The sequence below is a fragment of the Stenotrophomonas sp. 17(2023) genome, from assembly GCF_030345315.1.
GTDB lineage: Bacteria > Pseudomonadota > Gammaproteobacteria > Xanthomonadales > Xanthomonadaceae > Stenotrophomonas > Stenotrophomonas acidaminiphila.
Genome location: NZ_CP128405.1, coordinates 2,398,121 through 2,420,766, shown reverse-complemented (window position 1 = coordinate 2,420,766; position 22,646 = coordinate 2,398,121). Strand labels below are relative to the sequence as shown.

General features: G+C 69.7%; 20 protein-coding genes. 8 read left to right on the top strand and 12 right to left on the bottom strand.

Annotation, left to right across the window (positions count from 1 at the left end; translation table 11 throughout):
* Positions 1-42: 42 nt before the first annotated feature.
* The 9 genes from rseP to rpsB form a co-directional block, all read right to left on the bottom strand.
* The gene (gene rseP, locus QQA12_RS10910) at positions 43-1,401 is read right to left on the bottom strand and encodes an RIP metalloprotease RseP (RefSeq protein ID WP_054666832.1); all 1,359 of its coding nucleotides are present in this window, start codon (positions 1,399-1,401) and stop codon (positions 43-45) included.
* A gap of 26 nt (positions 1,402-1,427) precedes the next feature.
* Positions 1,428-2,642 (bottom strand): 1-deoxy-D-xylulose-5-phosphate reductoisomerase, encoded by a 1,215-nt coding sequence (locus QQA12_RS10905; RefSeq protein WP_226049293.1) that lies wholly within the window; start codon positions 2,640-2,642, stop codon positions 1,428-1,430.
* A 1-nt stretch (position 2,643) separates the two neighbouring features.
* A complete protein-coding gene (locus tag QQA12_RS10900; RefSeq protein ID WP_054666828.1) occupies positions 2,644-3,465 on the bottom strand; it encodes a phosphatidate cytidylyltransferase in 822 nt (273 codons plus the stop codon).
* A complete protein-coding gene (gene uppS / locus QQA12_RS10895; RefSeq protein WP_054668728.1) occupies positions 3,462-4,211 on the bottom strand; it encodes a polyprenyl diphosphate synthase in 750 nt (249 codons plus the stop codon). The genes QQA12_RS10900 and uppS overlap by 4 nt, the downstream gene beginning before the upstream one ends.
* A 27-nt stretch (positions 4,212-4,238) precedes the next feature.
* Entirely contained in the window at positions 4,239-4,796 is a 558-nt protein-coding gene (gene frr, locus QQA12_RS10890) for a ribosome recycling factor (RefSeq protein WP_054666826.1), read from the bottom strand.
* A 159-nt stretch (positions 4,797-4,955) separates the two neighbouring features.
* On the bottom strand, positions 4,956-5,684 hold the full coding sequence (gene pyrH / locus QQA12_RS10885; protein ID WP_054666822.1) for a UMP kinase: 729 nt from the start codon (positions 5,682-5,684) through the stop codon (positions 4,956-4,958).
* 109 nt (positions 5,685-5,793) lie between these two features.
* On the bottom strand, positions 5,794-7,299 hold the full coding sequence (locus QQA12_RS10880; protein WP_054666820.1) for a GGDEF domain-containing protein: 1,506 nt from the start codon (positions 7,297-7,299) through the stop codon (positions 5,794-5,796).
* Positions 7,300-7,479: 180 nt separating this feature from the next.
* Entirely contained in the window at positions 7,480-8,361 is an 882-nt protein-coding gene (gene tsf / locus QQA12_RS10875) for a translation elongation factor Ts (RefSeq protein WP_056931468.1), read from the bottom strand.
* Positions 8,362-8,493: 132 nt separating this feature from the next.
* Positions 8,494-9,300, bottom strand: coding sequence for a 30S ribosomal protein S2 (gene rpsB, locus QQA12_RS10870; RefSeq protein WP_054666816.1), 807 nt, complete (start codon positions 9,298-9,300; stop codon positions 8,494-8,496).
* 324 nt (positions 9,301-9,624) lie between these two features.
* Here rpsB and map point away from each other — a divergent pair, with 324 nt between their 5' ends.
* The 7 genes from map to QQA12_RS10835 all read left to right on the top strand — a co-directional run bounded on the left by map (position 9,625) and on the right by QQA12_RS10835 (position 18,256).
* Positions 9,625-10,416, top strand: coding sequence for a type I methionyl aminopeptidase (gene map, locus QQA12_RS10865; protein WP_054666814.1), 792 nt, complete (start codon positions 9,625-9,627; stop codon positions 10,414-10,416).
* Positions 10,413-13,061: a [protein-PII] uridylyltransferase gene (locus tag QQA12_RS10860; protein WP_226049292.1), complete on the top strand. Its 2,649-nt coding sequence runs from the start codon at positions 10,413-10,415 to the stop codon at positions 13,059-13,061. Before map ends, QQA12_RS10860 begins: the two co-directional genes overlap by 4 nt.
* Positions 13,061-14,107 (top strand): 2,3,4,5-tetrahydropyridine-2,6-dicarboxylate N-succinyltransferase, encoded by a 1,047-nt coding sequence (gene dapD, locus QQA12_RS10855; protein WP_226049291.1) that lies wholly within the window; start codon positions 13,061-13,063, stop codon positions 14,105-14,107. The genes QQA12_RS10860 and dapD overlap by 1 nt, the downstream gene beginning before the upstream one ends.
* A 46-nt stretch (positions 14,108-14,153) precedes the next feature.
* Positions 14,154-14,510 (top strand): arsenate reductase, encoded by a 357-nt coding sequence (locus tag QQA12_RS10850; protein WP_056931471.1) that lies wholly within the window; start codon positions 14,154-14,156, stop codon positions 14,508-14,510.
* Between the two features lie 13 nt (positions 14,511-14,523).
* On the top strand, positions 14,524-15,651 hold the full coding sequence (gene dapE / locus QQA12_RS10845; protein WP_056931472.1) for a succinyl-diaminopimelate desuccinylase: 1,128 nt from the start codon (positions 14,524-14,526) through the stop codon (positions 15,649-15,651).
* Between the two features lie 336 nt (positions 15,652-15,987).
* The gene (asnB, locus tag QQA12_RS10840; RefSeq protein WP_226049290.1) at positions 15,988-17,673 is read left to right on the top strand and encodes an asparagine synthase B; all 1,686 of its coding nucleotides are present in this window, start codon (positions 15,988-15,990) and stop codon (positions 17,671-17,673) included.
* Positions 17,674-17,911: 238 nt separating this feature from the next.
* The gene (locus tag QQA12_RS10835) at positions 17,912-18,256 is read left to right on the top strand and encodes a RidA family protein (RefSeq protein ID WP_233324900.1); all 345 of its coding nucleotides are present in this window, start codon (positions 17,912-17,914) and stop codon (positions 18,254-18,256) included.
* A 38-nt stretch (positions 18,257-18,294) separates the two neighbouring features.
* Here QQA12_RS10835 and QQA12_RS10830 read toward each other — a convergent pair whose 3' ends face one another.
* The gene (locus QQA12_RS10830; protein WP_226049288.1) at positions 18,295-20,721 is read right to left on the bottom strand and encodes a penicillin acylase family protein; all 2,427 of its coding nucleotides are present in this window, start codon (positions 20,719-20,721) and stop codon (positions 18,295-18,297) included.
* A gap of 142 nt (positions 20,722-20,863) precedes the next feature.
* Here QQA12_RS10830 and QQA12_RS10825 point away from each other — a divergent pair, with 142 nt between their 5' ends.
* Positions 20,864-21,352, top strand: coding sequence for a bacterioferritin (locus tag QQA12_RS10825; protein WP_056931476.1), 489 nt, complete (start codon positions 20,864-20,866; stop codon positions 21,350-21,352).
* 70 nt (positions 21,353-21,422) lie between these two features.
* Here the strand turns inward: QQA12_RS10825 and QQA12_RS10820 are convergent, their stop codons facing one another.
* Entirely contained in the window at positions 21,423-22,082 is a 660-nt protein-coding gene (locus QQA12_RS10820; protein ID WP_054666791.1) for a thiopurine S-methyltransferase, read from the bottom strand.
* A 10-nt stretch (positions 22,083-22,092) separates the two neighbouring features.
* Positions 22,093-22,344, bottom strand: coding sequence for a hypothetical protein (locus QQA12_RS10815; RefSeq protein ID WP_054666790.1), 252 nt, complete (start codon positions 22,342-22,344; stop codon positions 22,093-22,095).
* Positions 22,345-22,646: the final 302 nt, after the last annotated feature.

Sequence of the window (22,646 nt, the reverse complement as noted above, 5' to 3'; positions counted from 1 at the left end):
TTGCGTGGGTGCCGGCGTATGACGACGTCAGCGGGAAAAAGTTCATCTTGGGAACAGCCCGAGGATGTCGTTGTAGAACGCCAGCCCCATCAGCCCGGCCAGCAGCGCCAGGCCGACATATTGCCCGGCGGCCATGGCGCGTTCGCTCAGTGGGCTCCCCTTGAGCAACTCGATAAGGTAATACAGCAGGTGACCGCCGTCCAAGATCGGGATCGGCAGCAGGTTGATGATGCACAGGCTCAGCGACAGCAGGGCCAGGAAGTACAGGAACCAGTCCACCCCGCGCTCGGCCGAGGCATTGGCGACGCGGGCGATGGTGATCGGGCCGGAAATGTTCTTGACCGAGGCGTGGCCGGTCAGCATCCGCCGCATCATGCCCAGCGAGTCGCTGGCCAGGCGGCCGCTCTCGCGCACCGCGGCCGGCAGTGCCGCCAGCGGGCCATACTGCTGGCGTGCATCGTAGGCCGGTGCCTGGCCGCTGACGAAGCCCACGCCCAGCAGCCAGCGGCCGTCGCCCGCCCCGCCTTGCGCCTTGCGCGGCAGCACTTCCAGGGCCAGGCGCTGGCCGTCGCGCTCGACCTCGATCATGCCCGGGCCGCCGCGCTCGCCCAGCTGCTGCACCAGCGGCGCGACCTGGTCGGCGCTTTCCACGCGCTGGCCGTCGACGGCCAGGATCAGGTCGCCGCGCTGCAGGTGGCCGCTGGCGGCGGAGTCTTCGGCGACCGAGTCGACCTGTGCCGGCTGCAGCTGGAACTGCCAGGCCAGGCCGGCCTGCTGCGGCACCGTGCGCTCGTCGAACCCGGCGGGCAGGGTGGACAGCGGCAGCACCCGGGTACGCGGGGTGTCGAGCGCGTCGAGCACCCGGACGCGGGCGTCCTGACGGTCCATGGCGGCGGTGGTCAGGGCCATGCTGGCCTCGGCCCAGGTCGCGACCGTGCGGCCGTCGATGTCGATGATGCGGTCGCCGGCCTCGAGTCCGGCGGCCGCGGCCATGCCGGTGCTGCGACCGAGGGTGGCCGAGTAGTCCTGGCGGCCGATCACGAACATCGCCCACAGCAGGGCGATGCACAGCAGCAGGTTGGCGGCCGGTCCGGCAGCCACGATCGCGATGCGCTGCCACACGCTCTTGTTGTTGAAGGCCACGGCACGCTCGCCGGCCGGCACTTCGACCTCGCGCTCGTCGAGCATCTTCACGTAGCCGCCCAGGGGAATGGCGGCGATGGCGAATTCGGTGCCGTTGCGGTTGCGGCGGCTCCACAGCGGGCGGCCGAAGCCGACCGAGAAGCGCAGCACCTTCACCCCGCAGCGCCGCGCCACCCAGTAATGGCCGAATTCGTGGAAGGTCACCAGCACGCCGAGGCTGACGATCATCCACCACACGGAACCGAGGAAGTCAGCCATGGGCGCGGCTCGGATGGAAGACGGGGTCAGGCATGGGGCAGGCGGGCGATGGCGGTGGAGGTGACCTGGCGGGACCGGGCGTCGGCCGCCAGCAGGGCGTCCAGTGTATCGGCAGCCATGTAAGGCAGTGTGGACAGCGCATGTTCCACCAGCGCGGGGATCGACAGGAAGCCTATGCGGCCCTGAAGAAAGGCTGAAACGGCAACTTCGTTGGCGGCGTTCAGGATCGCCGGGGCGCTGCCGCCGGCCTCCATGGCCTGCCAGGCCAGGCGCAGGCAGGGGAAAGCGTCCAGGTCAGGTGCCTCGAAATCGAGCCGGCCCTGGGCCAGCAGGTCGAGCCCGGCCACGCCCGATTCGACGCGCCGCGGCCAGCCCAGGCCCACCGCCAGGGTGGTGCGCATGTCCGGCAGGCCGAGCTGGGCCAGGGTGGAGCCGTCGATGAACTCGACCAGCGAGTGCACCAGGCTCTGCGGGTGCACCAGTACGTCGATGCGCGCACCCGGCACCCCGAACAGGTGGTGGGCCTCGATCACTTCCAGGCCCTTGTTCATCAGCGTGGCCGAATCGACCGAGATCTTCGGTCCCATCGACCATTTCGGGTGCGCCACCGCCTGCGCCGGGGTCACCGCCTCCAGTTCGGCGCGGCTGCGGCCGCGGAACGGGCCGCCGGACGCGGTGAGCAGGATGCGCCGCACGCCCGCGCCCTCGACGCTGGCATCGCGCGAGCGCAGGCACTGGAAGATGGCGTTGTGTTCGCTGTCGATCGGGATGATTTTCGCACCGGCCGCCGCCGCTTCGCGGGTCAGCAGTTCGCCGGCCAGCACCAGCGATTCCTTGTTGGCCAGCAGCAGGCGCTTGCCGGCGCGGGCGGCGGCGAGCGTCGAGGACAGCCCGGCCGCGCCGACGATGGCCGCCACCACGGTGTCGCAGGCGTCGCCGGCGGCAAGCGCGTCGATGGCCGCGGCGCCGGCGTGGGCCGCGGTCGCCAGGCCGGCATCGCGCAACCCGTCGCGCAGGCGCTCGTACAGTGCCGGATCGGCGATTGCGGCGTGCTCGGGGCGGTGGCTCCGGCACAGTGCGATCAGCGCGTCGACGTTGTTGCCGGCGGCCAGCACGCTGGCACGCATCTGCCCCGGGTGGCGGGCGATGACGTCCAGTGCCGAGCTGCCGATCGAGCCGGTGGCGCCCAGGATCGCGACCCGTCGCGGGCCGGCCTGGTTGGGAAGCGGGTTGGCGGACATGTCAGAAGCCGAAGATTTCCTTGCCCAGCGCGAATACCGGCAGCGCGGCAAGCACCCCGTCGATGCGGTCGAGCACGCCGCCGTGGCCGGGGATCACGTTGCCCGAATCCTTGAACCCGGCGTGGCGCTTGAGCAGGCTCTCGAACAGGTCGCCGAGCACCGAGGCCAGCACCGTGATCGTGGCCACCAGCAGCAGCCAGCCGATGGCGCCGGGCTGCACGCCGGCCAGCCAGCCGAAGCCGACGGCCACGACCAGGCCGGCGACCAGCCCGCCCAGCAGGCCCTCGATGGTCTTGTTCGGGCTTACCCGCGGCGCCAGCTTGTGCCGGCCGAACGCGCGCCCGGCGAAGTACGCGCCCGAATCGGCGGCCCATACCACCGCCAGCGCGGTCAGCAGCCAGCGGTTGCCGTGCGGCTCGCCGGCATGGATCAGCACCAGCGCCGCCCAGGCCGGGACCACCGCCAGGGTGCCCGCGGCCAGCTTGAGCATGCGCGCGGCGCTTTCCTCGTGCGCGCCGAAGTTGAAGAAGCGCAGCCACAGCAGCGCCAGCAGCCAGAAGCCGACCCCGATCAGCGAGGCCAGCTGGAACAGCACCAGGCTGCCGGCCGATGCCCATACCAGCAGCACCATCAGCAGCAGGTTCAGCACCAGCAGCACGGTACGCGGCAGCCCGTCCACGCCGGCCATCCGGAACCATTCCCACAGCCCGGTCAGGAACACCAGCGCGGCGGCGGCGGCCAGCCATTGCGGGGGCAGCAGCAGGATCGCGCAGATGGCCGTCGGGGCCATGATCAGCGCGGCGATGACTCGGGTCTTGGTCATGGGGAAACGGTCTCCGGGGCCGCCGCGGCGACCTGTGCGCTGGTCAATCCATAGCGGCGTTCGCGCCGCGCGTAGTCGTCCAGGGCCTGCTGCAGGATGCCTGCGTCGACATCCGGCCACAGCACGTCGGTGAACCACAGTTCGGTATACGCCAACTGCCACAGCAGGAAATTGCTGATGCGGGTATCGCCGCCGGTGCGTATGAACAGGTCCGGTGGCGGCAGGTCGGCAAGCGCGACGTGGCGGCCGATCAGGTCTTCATCGATCTGTCCGGGCTGCAGGGCGCCGGCGGCGACCTGTTCGGCGAGCAGCCGCGCGGCATGGGCGATGTCCTGGCGGCCGCCATAGCTGGCGGCCACGTTCAGGGTCATGGCGTCGTTGCCGGCGGTGCGCTGTTCGGCCCGCTGCATGCGCTGGACGATGCCGGCGGCAAAGCGCGAACGTTCGCCGATGAAGCGCACGCGCACGCCGCGGCGGTCGAGTTCGTCCACCTCGCGGTCGAGCGCGCCGAGGAACAGCTTCATCAGTGCATCCACTTCTTCCTGCGGCCGCCCCCAGTTCTCGCTGGAGAACGCGAACAGCGTGAGCGCGGCGATGCCGCGCTCCAGGCAGAAGTCGATGGTGCGGTTGACCGCGCGCGCACCGGCGCGGTGGCCGATCATGCGCGGGCGGCGCCGCTGCTGCGCCCAGCGGCCGTTGCCATCCATGATGATGGCAACGTGCGCGGGCAAGCCGGGTGCTGGCATGCCGTTGGGCATGGCGGAAGGCACCGGTCAGACTGCCATCAGTTCCTGCTCCTTGAGCTTGACCACTTCGTCGACGTCCTTGATCGCCTTGTCGGTCAGCTTCTGGATCTCGTCCTGCGCGCGACGGTCCTCGTCCTCGGTGATCGCCTTGTCCTTGAGCAGCCTGGCCACTTCCTGGTTGGCGTCGCGGCGGACGTTGCGGATGGCGACCTTGCTGTCCTCGCCTTCCTTGCTGACGGTCTTGGCCAGCTCCTTGCGGCGCTCCTCGGTCAGCGGCGGCAGGTTGAGGCGGATGGTGGTGCCCACCGTGGTCGGGGTCAGGCCCAGGTCGGAAGCGTAGATGGACTTCTCCACTTCCTTGATCATGTTCTTGTCGAACAGGGTGATGACCAGCGAGCGGCCTTCGGAAACGCTGATGCTGGCCACCTGGTTCAACGGTGTGTCGGTGCCGTAGGCCTTGACCTTGATGCCGTCCAGCAGGGCCGGCGACGCGCGGCCGGTGCGGATGGTGGTGAGGGTGTGGCGCAGAGCGTCGATGCTCTTGGCCATGCGCGCCTGCGCATCTTGCTTGATGTCGTTGATCATCGCCGGAATCCTGGATGTTTCTGGAACCGGCCGATTATAGGCGAACAGCCCTGCTGGCCGGGCGGGAATCGTGAAGCGGGGCGCGGCCGGTCCCCGCGCGCCCGGTGCGTGGCGCCGCGCGCGGCGGCCGCCGGCATGGCCCGCATCGCGGGCCGGGGGTCAGTGGGCGTCGCGGCCGTGCACCAGGGTGCCGATGTTCTCGCCGCGCAGGATCTTCAGCAGTTCCCCGGGCTGGCCCATGTCGAACACGCGCAGCGGCAGGTCGCTGTCGCGGGCCAGGGCGAAGGCGGCGGTGTCCATGACCTCCAGGCCCTGGCTGATCACCTGGTCGTAGCTCAGGGTGTCGTAGCGCACCGCGTCGGCATGCTTGTTCGGGTCCTTGTCGTAGACACCGTCGACCTTGGTGGCCTTGAGCAGCAGGTCGGCGCCGATCTCGATGGCGCGCAGCGCGGCACCCGAGTCGGTGGTGAAGAACGGGCTGCCGACGCCGGCGGCGAAGATCACCAGCCGGCCCTTCTCCAGGTGGCGGATGGCGCGGCGGCGGATGTAGTCCTCGCACACGTCGTTGATCTTGATCGCGCTCATCACGCGCGCCTTGGCGCCGAGCTTCTCCAGCGCGTCCTGCATGGCCAGCGCATTGATGACCGTGGCCAGCATGCCCATCTGGTCGCCGGTGACGCGGTCCATGCCGCCCGCGGCCAGGCCGGCACCGCGGAAGATGTTGCCGCCGCCGATGACCAGCGCAACCTCGGCGCCGGCCTGCTGCGCCTCGATGACCTCGCGCGCCAGGCGGTTGATGACCTTGGGGTCGATGCCGTAGTCCTCGTCTCCCATCAGCGCCTCCCCGGAAAGCTTCAGAAGGATGCGTTGGTAGGCGAGCTGGGACATGGGCGACCTCGATGGCTGGAAAACGCGGGAATTCTAACGGATCGAAGGCCTGCCGGGCAGCGCTTTTGTTGCACTGCAATGACGAACTCCGCTTCGTGCCCGCCCGTGTTCAGCCGGAAGCCGGTTGCGGCTCGGGGGCGCGGGCGATCACCCGGTTGCGGCCCAGGCTCTTGGAGCGGTACAGCACGTCGTCGGCGGCCCTGAGCAGGTCCTGCACGTTGGCGAAGCGCTCGTAGTCGCCATGGGTGGCCACGCCGGCGGAAAAAGTGACATGCAGCGGCGCGCCTTCGATCTCGGCCATCGGCGTCTGCGCGATGGTGTCCAGTACCCGCCGCACCACTTCCAGTGCGATGCGTTCGTTGGTGTCGGGGAACAGCACCACGAACTCCTCGCCGCCGAAACGGGCGACGGTGTCGCTGGTACGCAGCTGCTCCTGCAGGTGCGAGGCGAACGACTGCAGCACCCGGTCGCCGGCCAGGTGGCCGTGGGCGTCGTTGATCTTCTTGAAGTCGTCCAGGTCGATGAAGGCGATCGACAGGGGCCGGTTCATGTGCGCTGCGCGGGCGAACTCCTGCTCCAGCACGGTTTCCAGGTGCCGGCGGTTGAGCACCCCGGTCAGGGCGTCCAGGTGCGCCTGCTCGGCCAGGCGCCGGGCCATCAGTTCGAAATCGTCGGCACGCCGGCGGGTGGCCGAGGCATCCTGCAGTTCGCGCAGGTTGCGCAGCTCCTTCAGTTCCTCGGCATGGTCGAGCAGGAAGCGCAGGCGCGCGGAACTGGGCACCGGCACGTCGAGCAGGGCGCACAGCTCGGGCAGCATCTGGCTGACCCGCTGCAGCACCAGCTCGAAGCCCTGGCTGTCCATGCCCAGCTCCCGGTAGGCCCGCTGCAGCGCATGGCTGCGCGCGGCGTCGGCGTCGGCGGCCAGCCAGATCTCGGCCACGCAGCCGGACAGCGCGATGCAGCGCTGGAACAGGTCTTCCGGTTCGGCCGGCGGTTCGCTGTTGGCGATGGCCTGGACCAGATAGCGCGGCAGGTGCCACTGTTCGCACAGCTGGGCACCGGCATCGGCATGGCTGCAGCCGAGGATCGCGCGCTCGTGGAGCAGCAGCTCCTCGTTGCTGGTGGCGTTGTCGAACAGTGCCGGGTAGGTGTCCGGGCTGGCCTGCATCAGCGCCAGCGAGCCCACGTCCTGCAGCAGCCCGGCGAGCATCAGTTCCTCGACGCGGCGCACCCCGCTGCCGAGGCCGAGGAACCGCGCGGCCAGCGCACACAGCACGCTGCGGCGCCAGATGCGCTCCAGCAGGCGCGGGTCCAGGCCGTCCTTGCCCACCGCGTTGGCCAGCGAGAAGCCGAGCGCCAGCTGCAGGGTCGCGTTCAGTCCGAGCATGGTCAGCGCCTGGCCGAGGTTCTCGATGCGGCGCCGGCTGGCATACAGCGGGGAGTTGGCGATGCGCAGCATCCGCGCGCTCAATGCCATGTCCATCGCGATGGCGTCGGCCGCGGTGGCGATGTCGGTCTCCGGGTCCTGCGCCAGCTCGATGATGCGGATGGCGATGCCCGGTGGCGAGGGCAGGTTGCGGCAGAGTGACAGCGCTGCGTTGAGCTCGGGGGACATGTCGGGGAGGTGTTCAGCAGGCCATCAAGGATACAGGCGGGGCGGGTACAAGGATGTTTGCGTCACAGTATCGGGCAAAGGGACTTGAAGTCCACAGGAAAAGCCGGGTTGGCCCGGATGGCGGAAAAAAAAGAAGCCGCGGAGTCCGCGGCTTCTTCTGGGTTCCGGATCGGGGTCTGGTCAGACCTGCATCGCCTTGGCGACTTCGGCGGCGTAGTCCTCGACCACCTTCTCGATGCCTTCGCCGACCATCAGGCGCTGGAAGCCGACGACGTCGCCACCGGCGGCCTTCACGGCCTGCTCGACGGTCTTGTCGCTGTCCAGCACGTAGTTCTGGCCGTACAGGGTGACTTCGCTGATGATCTTGTTGATCTTGCCGCTGATGATCTTCTCCAGGATCTCGGCCGGCTTGGCCTTGTCCTTCTCGCTCATCTTGGCCAGCTCGATTTCCTTTTCCTTGGCCACGAACTCGGCCGGCACGTCGGCGGCCTTGTTGTGCGGCGGGTTCATCGCGGCCACGTGCATGGCCAGGCCGTTGGCCAGCTCGGCGTTGCCGCCGGCCAGGTCGACCAGCACGCCGATCTTGCCGTTGCTGTGCACGTAGGCACCGACGGTGTTGTTGCCGTCGACCTTGGCCAGGCGGCGGATCTGGATGTTCTCGCCCAGCTTCTGGATGGCGGCGGTGCGGGATTCCTCGACGGTCTCGCCGGAAGCCAGCTTGGCCGACTTCAGCGACTCGATGTCGCTGGCGCCGGAGGCCAGGGCGGCAGCGGCGACGGCGTCGACGAATGCCTTGAAGTTGACGTCGTTGGCGACGAAGTCGGTTTCCGAGTTCACTTCGACCAGCACGGCCTTGCCACCGTTCACGGCGACGCCGATGCGGCCTTCGGCGGTGACGCGGTCGGCCTTCTTGTCGGCCTTGGCGGCGCCGGACTTGCGCAGGGCTTCGGCAGCGGCGTCGATGTCGCCGTTGTTTTCGGCCAGGGCCTTCTTGCATTCCATCATGCCGGCGCCGGTGCGCTCGCGCAGTTCCTTGACCAGGGAAGCGGTGATTTCAGCCATGGGATTACCTCAACGATAGAAAGGGGCAGGCCGGCGATGATCGCCGGCCGTTGTTACGTGGCCCTGTCAGTGGCCGGCGCCGCTGGGCGTCGCTGCAGGGGAGGCGGGCGCCGGGCGCCCGCCGGGTGTGCATCAGGCCGAAGCCTCGTCGCCCTTCTTGGCGCCCTTCTTGGCCGGAGCGCGGCGGGCCGGCTTGGCTTCTTCGGCGGCAGCGGCGTCGGCGAACTCTTCCTCGCGCACCGAAGCGGCGTTCGGGGCCGAAGCCTTGCCTTCCAGCACGGCGTCGGCGGCGGCGCGGGCGTACAGCTGCACGGCGCGGATGGCGTCGTCGTTGCCCGGGATGGCGTAGTCCACCAGTTCCGGGTTGTAGTTGGTGTCGACCACGGCGATCACCGGGATGCCGAGCTTCTTGGCTTCCTTGATGGCGATGTCTTCATGGCCGATGTCGATCACGAAGATCGCGTCGGGCAGGCGGTTCATGTCCTTGATGCCGCCCAGCGAGGCTTCCAGCTTGTCGCGCTCGCGGCGCAGGCCCAGCACTTCGTGCTTGACCAGGCGCTCGAAGGTGCCGTCGGTTTCGCCGGCTTCCAGTTCCTTCAGGCGGGCAACCGACTGCTTGACGGTGCGGAAGTTGGTCAGGGTGCCGCCCAGCCAGCGCTGGTTCATGAACGGCATGCCGCAACGCTCGGCCTCTTCCTTGATGGCATCGCGCGCGCTGCGCTTGGTGCCCAGGAACAGGATGGTGCCGCGCTTCTGGGCAACGGACGAGATGAAGTTCATCGCGTCGTTGAACAGCGGGACGGTCTTTTCCAGGTTGATGATGTGGATCTTGCCGCGGGCGCCGAAGATGTACGGGGCCATCTTCGGGTTCCAGTAACGGGTCTGGTGGCCGAAGTGGACGCCGGCTTCCAGCATCTGGCGCATGGTGATCTGGGACATTGCAGAACTCCTGACGGGGAACCGGCGATTCCGCCCGCGGGCAAAGTGTGCGGGACGCGTGGAAGCGCGATGGGTTCCGGGGTTGGGCTTCCCTGCTGCCTCCGTGGCCGAACTCCTCGCGGAGCACCCCGGCACGGATGGGGGCAGCAGGTGTGGATTCACCGGTGACGCCCGGCGTGGGCGGCCCGCGCTGGCACGGGGCCGGCAACGGAGCCGCGGAATTATAGGGTGCGCGGGGCCGCGGCGCAAATTGCCCGGGCGGCCGGGTGGCCGGGGCGCGGGAAAACTCGTTCAGGCAGGCGCCGATGGGTGATAATGGCGGGCATGAGCGTGAACCTGAAAACCCCCGAAGAAATCGCCAAGATGCGCATCGCCGGCCGGCTGGCGGCCGAAGTGCTGGACATGATCGGCGCGCACGTCAAACCCGGTGTCACCACCGAGGAACTGGACCGCATCTGCCACGACCACATCGTCAACGTGCAGGGTGCCGTCCCGGCCAACGTGGGCTACCGCGGCTTTCCCAAGACCCTGTGCACCTCGGTCAACAACGTCATCTGCCACGGCATCCCCAGCGAGGCCAAGGTGCTCAAGGACGGGGACATCGTCAACATCGACGTGACCGTCATCAAGGATGGCTGGCACGGCGACACCAGCCGCATGTACTACGTCGGCACGCCCTCGGTGATGGCCAGGAGGCTGGTGGAGACGACCCGCGAAGCCATGTGGCGCGGCATCCGTGCGGTGCGGCCCGGGGCCACGCTGGGCGACATCGGCCATGCGATCCAGGAATACGCCGAATCCGAGCGTTTCAGCGTGGTGCGCGAGTACTGCGGCCACGGCATCGGCAAGGTCTACCACGACGAGCCGCAGGTGCTGCATTACGGCCGCCCCGGGCAGGGGCTGGTGCTCAAGCCGGGCATGACCTTCACCATCGAGCCGATGATCAACGAGGGCACCCGTTACACCAGGGTGCTGCCCGATGGCTGGACGGTGGTCACCAAGGACCGCAAGCTCTCGGCGCAGTGGGAGCACATGGTGGCGGTGACCGAGGATGGCGTGGAGGTGCTGACGCTGTCGCCGGCCGAGGCCGAACACGCGCGATCCGGGGCGGCATGAGTCCACAGCCGGCGGATCTGGTCCAGCACGTACCGGACGCGCCGGCCGACCCCGCGGGCGACGCGCAGTGGGCGGCCACGGCGCGGCAATCACTGGCCCACGCCGATGCGCGGCTGTGCCGGCGCTTCGAGCAGGGCGACAACATCGAGCGGCTGCTGGCGCTGCGCACGCGCTGCGTCGACCAGTTGATCCAGCAGGCCTGGCGGCGCTGCCTGGCCGGTGCTGACGGCCTGTCGCTGTTCGCGGTCGGCGGCTACGGCCGCGGCGAACTGTTCCCGCGCTCGGACATCGACCTGCTGGTCCTGGGCGAGCCGCACGTGCAACAGGCCAGCGAGGCCGCGCTGGCGCGGCTGTTCGCGCTGTTGTGGGACGCCGGATTGCCGGCCAGCCATGCAGTGCGCTCGGCCGCGCAGTGCGTGCAGGCCGCAGCCGACCAGACCGTGCTCACCGCGCTGATCGAGGCACGGCCACTGTGTGTCGCCGCGGGGGCACAGCAGGCGCTGGCGCGCGCGGTATCGCCGACCCTGATCTGGCCGGCACGCGACTACTTCCTGGCCAAGCGCGAGGAACTGCTGCTGCGCCACCAGCGGTTCGGCGACACCGCCGACAACCTGGAACCGGACATCAAGGATGGCCCCGGCGGCCTGCGCGACCTCAATACCCTGGGCTGGATGGCGCTGCGCGCGTTCGGCGTGGGCGACATCGACGCGCTGGTCGGGCTCGGCCACCTCGGGCTGGACGAGGCCGCCGCGCTCAAGCGCGAGCGCGCGGTGCTGGCGCGACTGCGCTTCGGCCTGCACCTGGTCGCGCAGCGCGCCGAGGAACGGTTGCGCTTCGACTACCAGAAGGCGCTGGCCGAGCGCATGGGGTTCGCCGACGACGCCGGCAACCTCGGCGTGGAAAAGATGATGCAGGGCTTCTACCGCAGCGCGGCGGTGGTGCGGCGGATCAGCGACCGCCTGCTGCAGCGCTTCGAGGAGCAGTTCGACGGCGAGGCGTCGCCCGAGCCGGTCGGCGACGGTTTCTCGCTGCGCCGTGGCTACCTGTCGGCCGACGATCCGCTATGGCCGCATGGCGACATCGCCCGCATCTTCGCCCTGTTCGCCTGCTGGGCACGCACGCCGCAGGTGCGTGGCCTGCATTCGCTCACCGCGCGCGGCCTGGCCGAGATGCTGGACGAGATTCCGGCCTATACCGAAGTGGGCGCGGCGGTGTGCGAGCAGTTCATCGCCCTGCTGCGCGGCCCGCGCGCGGTGGACACGCTGGCGCGCATGGCGCGGCTGGGCGTGCTCGGGCAGTGGATACCGGCCTTCGCGCAGGTGTCCGGGCGCATGCAGTTCGACCTGTTCCACGTCTACACCGTGGACCAGCACACGCTGATGGTGCTGCGGAACATCGGCGTGTTCGCCGCCGGCCGCGCCGATGAGCGGTTCTCCATCGCCCATGAAGTCTGGCCGCGGCTGCGCAAGCCCGAACTGCTGCTGCTGGCCGGGCTGTTCCATGACATCGCCAAGGGCCGTGGCGGCGACCATTCCGAACTCGGCGCGCTGGATGCACGCGCGTTCTGCGCCGCACACGGCCTGAGCGCCACCGACACCGACCTTGTGGCCTGGCTGGTGGAGCAGCACCTGCGCATGTCGGTCACCGCGCAGAAGCAGGACATCACCGACGCGGAGGTGATCCACCGCTTCGCCGGGCTGGTCGGCAGCCGCGAACGGCTGGACTACCTGTACCTGCTTACCTGCGCCGATATCGCCGGCACCAGCCCCAAGCTGTGGAACGCCTGGAAGGACCGGCTGCTGGCCGACCTGTATTTCGCCGCGCGCCGCGCCCTGCGCGAGGGCCTGGAACAGCCGCTGCCCGAGACCGAGCGGGTGCAGGAGGCGCGCGCCAGCGTGCGCGAGCTGATGCGCGCGCTCGGCCATGCCGATGCGGTGATCGAGCGCCAGTTCAGCGCGATGCCGGACGAGAGCTTCGTTCGCTTCCGCCCCGAGCAGCTGGTGTGGCAGGCCACCTCGCTGATGGAAGTGGCGCGTGGCGGCACCCTGGTCAAGGCACGTCGGATCGCGCCGGAAAGCGACGCGCTGGAAGTGTTCGTGCACTCGCCCGACCGCGACGGCCTGTTCGCCGCGATCGTGATGACCCTGGATCGCGCCGGCTACAGCATCCACCGCGCGCGCGTGCTCGACGGGCCGGAAGACACCATCTTCGATACCTTCGAGGTGACCCCGGCCGGCAGCTTCGCCGACGGCGACACCGCGCGCCTGGAACTGCTGCTGCGCAAGGCGCTGGCCGGGAACATCCTGGTGCTGCGCCCGGCACGGCGGGTGATTCCGCGCCAGCTCCGGCATTTCCGCTTCGCGCCGCGCATCGAGTTCATCGAGAACGCCGAGCATGCGCGCACGGTGTTGAACCTGGTGGCGCCGGACCGGCCGGGCCTGCTGGCCGATGTCGCGCACGTGCTGCGCGACCAGCAGCTGCGGGTGCAGGATGCGCGCATCGCCACCTTCGGCGAGCGCGCCGAGGACCAGTTCCAGCTGACCGACCGCCACGACCGCCCCCTTACCGAAACCTCCCGGCAGGCCCTGCGCGATGCATTGCTGGCCTGCCTGGAGCCCGACAGAACGCCAGGAGACCCCCGCTGATGGCCACCCGGAAGCCTACCGCCAAGAAGACCGCCCCGAAGAAGACCGCGCCGAAGAAGGTTGCGCCGAAGAAGGTTGCGCCGAAGAAGGCCGCTGCCGCGGCGGTGCCGGCCAGCAGGCCGGCCAGGGCCGCGCCCGGGAAAACGTCCGCGGCCAGGCCGAAGGCGATGGAATCGATCGGCCCGCGCAGCCTGCGCAAGCCGCCGGCGCCGGGCGTTGCGGAAATGAAGTTCGGCATCGAGAGCGCGTTCGAGCGCCGCGCGATGCTGACCATGGACGAGATCGAGGGCTACACCCGTCCGCTGGTCAACCGCGTCATCGACGGCCTGGAGTCGGGCGAGTTCCGGGTCGCCGAGCCGGATGGCAATGGCGGCTGGAAGGTCAATGAGTGGTTGAAGAAGGCGGTGCTGCTGTACTTCCGCGTCAACGACATGAGCGTGATGGATGGCCGCCCGGCGCCGTTCTGGGACAAGGTCGAATCGCGCTTCGCCGGTCATGGCGAAGCCGAGTTCCGCGCTGCCGGGGTACGCGTGGTGCCCGGCGCCATCGCCCGCCGCGGCTCCCACTTCGGCCGCGACGTGGTGCTGATGCCGAGCTTCACCAACATCGGCGCGTACGTGGGCGAGGGCACCATGGTCGATACCTGGGCCACGGTCGGTTCCTGCGCGCAGGTCGGCAAGCACTGCCACCTGTCCGGCGGCGCCGGCATCGGCGGCGTGCTGGAACCGCTGCAGGCCAGCCCGACCATCATCGAGGACCACTGCTTCATCGGTGCGCGCTCGGAAGTGGTGGAAGGCGTGGTGGTCGGCCACCACAGCGTGATCGGCATGGGCGTGTTCCTGAGCCAGAGCACGCGCATCTACAACCGCGCCACCGGCGAAGTCAGTTACGGCTACATCCCGCCCTACAGCGTCGTGGTGTCCGGCTCGCTGCCGAGCAAGGACGGCACCCACTCGCTGTACTGCGCGGTGATCGTCAAGCAGGTCGACGCCCGCACCCGCAGCAAGACCAGCGTCAACGACCTGCTGCGCGGCCTGGCCGACTGATGTTCCTCCTCTCCCTCGCCGGAGAGGGCAAGCCCTGGATCCTGCAATGACCACTCTTTACGGACTCAAGAACTGCGACACCTGCAAGAAGGCCAGCAAGTGGCTGGACCGTTTCGGCGTCGCCTACACCTTCATCGACTACCGCGAGCACAAGCCCAGCCCCGAGACCCTGATTGAATGGGCGGGCAAGGCCGGTGGTTTCGAGGCACTGGTCAACAAGTCCTCGACCACCTGGCGGCAGCTGCCCGATGCGCGCAGGGCGCCCGGCTCCGAGGCCGAGTGGAAGCTGCTGCTGCGCGAGTACCCGCAGCTGATCCGGCGCCCGCTGGTCGTCACCGATGACGGCGCGCTGAGCCAGGGCTTTTCCGACAACGGCTTCAAGCAGCGCTTCGGCGTGGGGTGACGGCATGCGGCCGATGAGCGACGTGGTGGAGCTGGCCTGCGAACTGATCGCGCGGCCGTCGGTGACGCCGGACGATGCCGGCTGCCAGCAGCAGGTGGCCGACCGCCTGCAGGCGGCCGGTTTCCAGTGCGAACACCTGCGCCTGGGCGAGGTCGACAACCTGTGGGCCACCCACGGCAGCGGCGCGCCGGTACTGGTGCTGCTGGGCCATACCGACGTGGTGCCCAGCGGCCCGGTCGCGGCATGGCGCAGCGACCCGTTCCGGCCGGAGGTACGCGATGGCGTGCTCTATGGCCGTGGCGCGGCCGACATGAAGGGAAGCGTGGCCGCGTTCGTGGTCGCCGCCGAGCGGTTCGTCGCCGACCACCCCGACCATCCCGGCACCCTGGCGGTGCTGCTGACCAGCGACGAGGAAGGCGACGCCATCGATGGCGTGCGCCACGTCGCGCGCCTGTTCCGCGAGCGCGGGCAGCGCATCGACTGGTGCATCACCGGCGAGCCCTCGTCCACCGCGACCCTGGGCGACCTGCTGCGCGTGGGCCGCCGCGGCAGCCTGTCGGCGAAGTTGCAGGTCAGGGGCGTGCAGGGCCATGTCGCCTATCCGGACAAGGCGCGCAACCCTATCCACCTGGCCGCCCCGGCGCTGGCCGAGCTGGCGGCGCGGCACTGGGACGATGGCTACGAGAGCTTCCCGCCGACCAGCCTGCAGATCTCCAACATCAATGCCGGCACCGGCGCCGGCAATGTCATCCCCGGCGACCTGCAGGTGATGTTCAACCTGCGCTACAACCCGCACTGGGACGCCGGGCGGCTGGAGGCGGAGATCGCCGCGCTGCTGGATCGCCACGGCCTTGATTACACGCTGCAATGGCACCGCAGCGGCGAGCCGTTCTATACCCCGGAAGGCCGCCTGCGCAGCGTCGCGCGCGAGGTGCTGGCCGGGTTCGCCGGCGCCATGCCCGAGGAAAGCACCGGTGGCGGTACCTCCGATGCCCGCTTCATCGCGCCGCTGGGCGCGCAGTGCATCGAGGTGGGGCCGGTGAACGCCAGCATCCACCAGGTGGACGAGCACGTGCGCCTGGACGACCTGCGGGCGCTGCCCGACCTGTACCGGCAGTTGATCGCGCGGTTGCTCGCCTGATCCGCGCCCGGCCGCCGCAGGGGCGTGCGGACGGGCGCATCGGTTGCCCACGAAACAGTTGCACGCCATCGCGGGGCCACGCTATCGTCGGCCCCATGAACCGCAACGCCTGCGCCAACGTGAACGTGTCGAACAATCGCAATAATGCGGTTGCGAACAATCGCGCGCGGCCGATGCGGGTCTGCGACTGAGCCACAAGCACCATACGCCCAGTGACCAGAAAACCCGCATCGGCCGATGCGGGTTTTTTGTTGCGCGTGTGGTTCCCCCCACAGGAACCCGGCCCTCCATGGCCGGGGATTCAACGAAAAACCCCCACAACCAGGAGCAGTCCCCATGTGTTCCATCTTCGGCATCTTCGGCCTGCAACCGGGCGACGACCTGCAGGCGCTGCGCCGGCAGGCACTTGAGCAATCGCAGCGCCAGCGCCACCGCGGCCCCGACTGGAGCGGCGTGTACGTGGACGAGCGCGCCATCCTCGTGCACGAGCGCCTGGCCATCGTCGACCCGGCCGGCGGTTCGCAGCCGCTGCTGTCCGAGGACGGCACGCTGGCGCTGGCGGTCAACGGCGAGATCTACAACCACCGCGAACTGAAGCAGGAACTGGTGCAGCCCTATGCGTTCCAGACCGGCTCGGACTGCGAGGTGATCAATGCGCTGTACCGCGAGGACGAACCCGCGTCGTTCCTCAACCGGCTCAACGGCATCTTCGCCTTCGCCCTGTGGGACAAGCGCGCCGGACGCGCGATCATCGCCCGCGATCCGATCGGCGTGGTGCCGCTGTACTGGGGCCACGACAAGCAGGGCCGCCTGTGCGTGGCATCGGAGATGAAGTCGCTGGCCGATACCTGCGCCGACGTGGCGCAGTTCCCGCCGGGGCACTGGTACGACAGCGCCACCGGCGAGCTGACCCGGTATTACGAGCGGCCGTGGCGCGACTACGACGCGGTGCAGGGCGTGGAGGTGTCCCGGCAGGAACTGCGCGAAGCCTTCGAGGCCGCGGTGCACCGCCAGCTGATGACCGACGTGCCCTATGGCGTGCTGCTGTCCGGCGGCCTGGATTCGTCGCTGGTGGCGGCCGTGGCCGCGCGCTACGCACGCCATCGTATCGAGGATGGCGATCGCAGCGAGGCCTGGTGGCCGCGCCTGCACAGCTTCGCCATCGGCCTTGCCGGGTCGCCCGACCTGGCCGCGGCGAAGATCGCCGCCGACATGCTCGGCACCGTGCACCACGGCTTCGAGTACACCTTCGAGGAAGGCCTGGACGCGCTGCCGGAAGTGATCCGCCACATCGAGACCTACGACGTCACCACCATCCGCGCCTCCACGCCGATGTTCCTGCTGGCGCGGCGGATCAAGGCGATGGGGGTGAAGATGGTGCTGTCCGGCGAGGGCAGCGACGAGATCTTCGGCGGCTACCTGTACTTCCACAAGGCGCCGAACGCGCGCGAGTTCCACGAGGAGCTGGTGCGCAAGCTCGACGCGCTCAACAACTACGACTGCCTGCGCGCCAACAAGTCGATGATGGCCTGGGGCGTGGAGCCGCGCGTGCCGTTCCTGGACCGCGCCTTCCTCGACGTGGCGATGCGCATGGACGCCAGCCACAAGATGGTGGACAAGGCCAGCGGCCGCATCGAGAAAGCGGTGCTGCGCGAGGCGTTCGAGGGCTACCTGCCGAAGGAAATCCTGTGGCGGCAGAAGGAGCAGTTCAGCGACGGCGTCGGCTACGGCTGGATCGACGGGCTGAAGGCGCATGCCGAGGCGCAGGTGAGCGACCGCGAACTGGCCGCCGCCGACAAGCGCTTCCCGTACAACCCGCCGCAGACCAAGGAGGCGTACTACTACCGCAGCCTGTTCGAGCAGTTCTATCCGACCCCGGCCGCGGCCGAGACGGTGCCGGGCGGCAAGTCCATCGCCTGTTCGTCGCCGGCGGCGATCGCCTGGGACGCGAGCTTCGCGGCCATGGCCGACCCGTCCGGCCGCGCGGTGGCCGGTGTGCACGCGCAGGCACTGGCGGGGTGAGCCGGGGGCGGCGCGCGCCGTGCGCCGCCCTGTCTTCTTCCGCCGCCCGACGCGCCTGTCCCCGGGGACGGGCGCGTCCGTAGCCGTCGCCCGCATTGGCGGCTTCCGTCCGAAGTCGCCATCGCCGCTCATCTCTCTCCGGTCAAAGGCGCTTCCGATGCGTGCGTGTTGGTTGCTGGTATCGGGTCTGCTGTGCGTTCCGCCTGCCCACGCCGCGGAGGTGCCGCTGGAGCGCCACATGCTGGACAGCTGGGAGGCGGATATCGGCTATGCCGGCGTGGTGCGTGACGGCGGCACCCTGCATGTCTCCGGCGTGCCCTGCCGCGGCCGGGACATGCAGGCGGCGGTACAGGCGTGTTATGGCGCGCTCGCGAAGATCCTGCAGCGCTTCGGTGCCGACAGCAGCCAGATGCTGAAGGAAACCGCGTACACCACCGACATGGACGCACTGGTCAAGGCCATTCCCGCGCGCAAGGCGTTCTTCGCCGATGGCAGGTACGCCGCCGCGAGCTGGGTGCAGGTCAGCGGCCTGTTCAACGCGGGGGACATGCTCGAGATCGAGTGGACGGTGCGCCTGGAATAGCCCCGTCACCTGCGGGCCGGCATGCCGCCCGCGCTGTTTCAGCGCGGGCGCAGTACCAGGGTGTGGGTGGTGGCACCGGGCAGGAACGGTGTCGGCCGGCCCTGTACCCAGTCGTCGTGGCCGGCGCCCCAGAACGGCGACAGCGGATGTCCGCTCTGGCCACCGGGCATGTGCACGATGCCGTCGGCCTCGAAGCCGGGCGAGACCACCATGCGCTCGGATGCGCCGAAGTCCGGCGTCTGCACCCGCGGCATGTTGCCGTCGCCGGGCAGTGCCTGCGCCGGCATGCACAGCCAGCGCTTGAACAGGGCGGGCAGCGCGCGCGACAGCGGGTGGCAGATGGCGGCGGTGTTGCGCTCGCCCCAGGTGCGCGCGGCGAGGTCGTGACCCTGTGCGGCCAGGTCCGCTTCCAGTTGCCGCGCGCTGTGCGCCAGCAGTTCGTCCCAGCGCTTGAACGGCGGCGGCAGCAGGTGCGGCGGGCGCTGTTCCAGCAGCGGCCAGGCCACGCCTTCCAGTTGTGGCAGGCGTGGCGCCACGAAGTCCTCGCCGAGCCGCTGGCGCGCGGGGGCCAGCAGGCCGGCTTCCAGCGTGTCCAGGGTGATGCCGCGGAAGCCGCGGGCGATACGGTAGCTGGCCGAATCGACCGCGGCGCGGCCGTCCCACTGGCGGCTGGCCGCTTCCAGCCGGCGCAGCGCCGGATCGTCGCTGTGCTCGACGGTGGCGCGCAGCAGTTTCCACCAGCGCTCCATCAGCACGGCACGATCGTCGAGCTGGATGGCGAGCAGGTCGCGCTCGTCGAACTGTTCGCGCGCGAACAGGCCGTCGCGGACCTGGCGTGCCCGCGCGCCCAGGTCGTAGCCGCCATCGCCGGCCTCGGCCAGCATGGCGCCTTCGAGCACGCGGCCATTGGCGGTCCACAGGCGGTGGTTGGCGGGATCGACCAGCGACGGCGCCTGGTCCGTGCGCAACGGCCACGGGTAGCAGGGCTCGTTGAAGGGCGACGTATCGGGCGGCAACGGCGCGTCGGGTGTGTTGGCGATGCCATCGGCCGTGCAGGTACCGCTGCGATCCGGGCGTGCGCCGGCCAGGCGCCAGGCGATGCGGCCATGGCGGTCGGCCAGCAGCAGGTTCTGCGCGGGAATGCCGGCGCGGTCGGCCACTGCCAGTGCGGCGTCCAGGTCGGCGGCGCGGGCCATGTCGGCGAAGTCCAGGCGCACCGCGCCCGGCAGCTGCGCGGTCCAGCGCAGCGCCAGCCGGCTGCCATCGGCGTTTTCATGCAGCACCGGGCCCCAGTCGCTTTCGCGCACGACCAGGATGTCGGCCGGCGCACCGGCCACCGCAATGGTTTCGCGGTATTCGCGCAACGGCGCGGTGGCCGGCAGGCGTGCGAAATCGGCGGTGTCGATGTAGCTGTTGGTGAAGCCCCAGGCCACGTGGGTATTGCTGCCGACGATGACCACCGGCAGCCCCGGCAGGCTGAAGCCGGCCACGTCGACCTTGCCGCGTGGCGCGGACGCATCGGGATGGCGCAGGCGCACGCGGAACCAGAGGTTGGGTGCGCGCAGGGCCAGGTGCATGTCGTCGGCCAGGATCGCGCGGCCATCGCGGGTGAGTGCGCCGGCGACGGCGAAGTTGTTGCTGCCCGGCGAGCTGTCGGCCGCCCCCGGTGGCCAGCCGATCCCGCTGTCCCGCAGCGGCGCGGGACTACGGGCAAGGCGGGCGACCGCGGCGTCGCCACCGCCACTGCCGGCCAGCTGACGCAGGTCCAGTGTCGCGGCATCGGGCAGCGGTGCATCGCCGCGCGCGGCGCCGAACAGCGGCGCATCCCAGCTGCTGCCGTCGTGCGCGAGCAGGGCATAGAGCGCGGGTGGCACCACCTCGCGGATGCGGGCCAAGGCCAGCTCGCGGCTGTTGCCGGGGTCCTGCAGGTCGGCGTACATCGCCAGCCCGGCCAGCACCGAGTCCTCCAGGCTCCAGGCACGCGGCCGCTGGCGCAGCAGCAGGTAGGGCCAGGGTCGTACCGGCAGCGCCGCCAGCCCGGCGTTGACGCCGTCGCGGTAGGCCTCGAGCACCGCGCGGCGGTCGCCCAGAGCGATGTCCAGGTTGTCGTGCGCGCGCGTGCGCAGGCGGTGCACGCGCATGCGCCGGTCCAGCGGCAGGGCATTGGCGCCGAACAGTTCGGACAGCTCGCCAGCGGCCGAGCGCCGCATCAGGTCCATTTCGAAGAAGCGTTCCTGCGCATGCACATAGCCCAGCGCGCGGGCCATGTCGCGCTCGTCGGCGGCATCCACCGTGACCACGCCGTTGCCGTCGCGCTGCACCTGGACCGGGGCCGACAGCCCGGGCAGGGCGAGCTCGCCGTCCAGTTCCGGCAGGCTGCCGCGCAGCAGCAGCCAGATACCACCCGGTACAAGGATCGAAAGCCCCAGCACGACCCACAGCGAACGCAGCAGCCAGCGCCTCATGCGCCTCTCCCCGGTCCCAGGAAAGGCAGATTGTAGGGGAGGGCGCTGCCGCACGCAGGGCGCAACTGAAACTGATTCCGATTAGATCATCGCCGCGCCGGATCGGGCATCCTGTGCGCATACGAACATCAGGAGCACCCCCATGCAGGGACACCCGGAAGTCATCGAATGCCTGAAGGAGCTGCTGCGCGGCGAACTGGCCGCGCGCGACCAGTACTTCATCCATTCCCGCCGTTACGAAGACCAGGGCCTGCATGCGCTGTACGAGCGCATCGGCCACGAGATGGAAGAGGAAACCGGGCATGCCGACGCGCTGCTGCGGCGGATCCTGTTCCTGGGCGGCGACCCGGACATGCGTCCGCACGTCTTCGCCCCCGGCAAGAGCGTGGTCGAGATGCTGGAGAAGGACCTGCAGACCGAGTACCAGGTGCGCGCCAACCTGGCCGCGGCGGTCAAGCTGTGCGAGTCGCACGGCGACTACGTCAGCCGCGACATCCTGATCGCGCAGCTGCGCGACACCGAGGAAGACCATGCCTGGTGGCTGGAGCAGCAGCTGGGCCTGATCCGGCGCATCGGCCTGGAGCTGTACCAGGCCAGCAAGATCGACGCGAAGGGCGCGCCGGCGCATTGAGCCGCGGCGGGTGCATCGCGCAGGCAAGGCCGGGTATTCCCGGCCTTTTGCGTTCATGCGGGGCGGAATTTCAGCCGGCGTTGCGCCGCATGCGGTAGACCGCGGTGGCCAGCGCGCTCACGCCTTCGGCGCGGAAGCCGGGCTCGTGCGCCAGGATGTCGCGGCGCTCGGCCAGTTCCACCTGCCAGGCTGGCGCGAACGCGTCCACTTCCGCCTGCGCCACCGAGAACGGCGGGCCGGCCTTCTCCGCCTGCGGGTACTCGAGGGTGATCAGCAGCGCGCGGCAGCCGGCCGGCAGCCGCATGTACACGGTGTCGCGATAGCGCTGGCGCAACGCCGGCGGCAATGCGATCAGCGCGGCGCGGTCGTAGAGCCCGGCGATGCCGGCCAGGGTCTGGTCGTCGAGGGTGAAGGCGTCGCCGAGGAGGATCTCGATCGGTCCGGCGCTGAAATGCTCGCCCAGCGCGCTGCTGCGGCGTTCGGGCCGCAGCCCGGCCTCGTCGAAGAACTGCTGCACCGCCAGCGGCGAGAGCTCGACGCCGAGCACGCGGTAGCCCTGCGCGGCCAGCCAATGCATGTCCAGGCTCTTGCCGCACAACGGCACCAGTACCCGGCTGCCGGCCGCCACCTGCAGCGATGGCCAGTGTTCCTGCAGCAGCGGCATCACCTGGTCGCGGTGGAAGCCGATCTGTCCCTGTTGCCAGCGTTGCAGCCAGAAATCGGGTTGCATGGGGGTCTCCTCAGCGGGTCTTGCGCCAGCCGTTCTCGGGGGTGATCCGGGCCAGCGCCTCGTTGCCGGCGTAGAAGCGGACCAGGCCGCAATCGCGGCAGACGACACTGCGCATCTTGGCACTGGCGAACACGCCGCTGGCGCCGGGCAGCAGGTCGGGGCCGTAGCCACCGCGGGCATTGACGCCGCCATGGGCATACAGATTGTCGCCATGGCATTCGGGGCAGGTGCTCTGCGCTGGGGTGTCGTGCGTCGTCGTCATGGGGTTCCCTGTAGAACGGATTCGGCGGCTGTTGCCACGGCCGCTGCACAGTATGGATCGCCACGCCGCGCAGCGGTGAAACGGCCCGTTGCCGGTCCATGCCGCGCCGCGCATGCGCATGGCGACGACGATGCCGGCCGCGCCGCCGCGCGCCAGTGAGCCGGCTTACTGGACGTCCAGCCCTTCGACTTTCTGCCGCGCCACGCATGCGCATGGCAACGACAATGCCTGCCGCGCCGCCGCGCGCCAGTGAACCGGCTTACTGGACGTCGAGCCCCTCGACCTTCTGCCGCACCACGCAT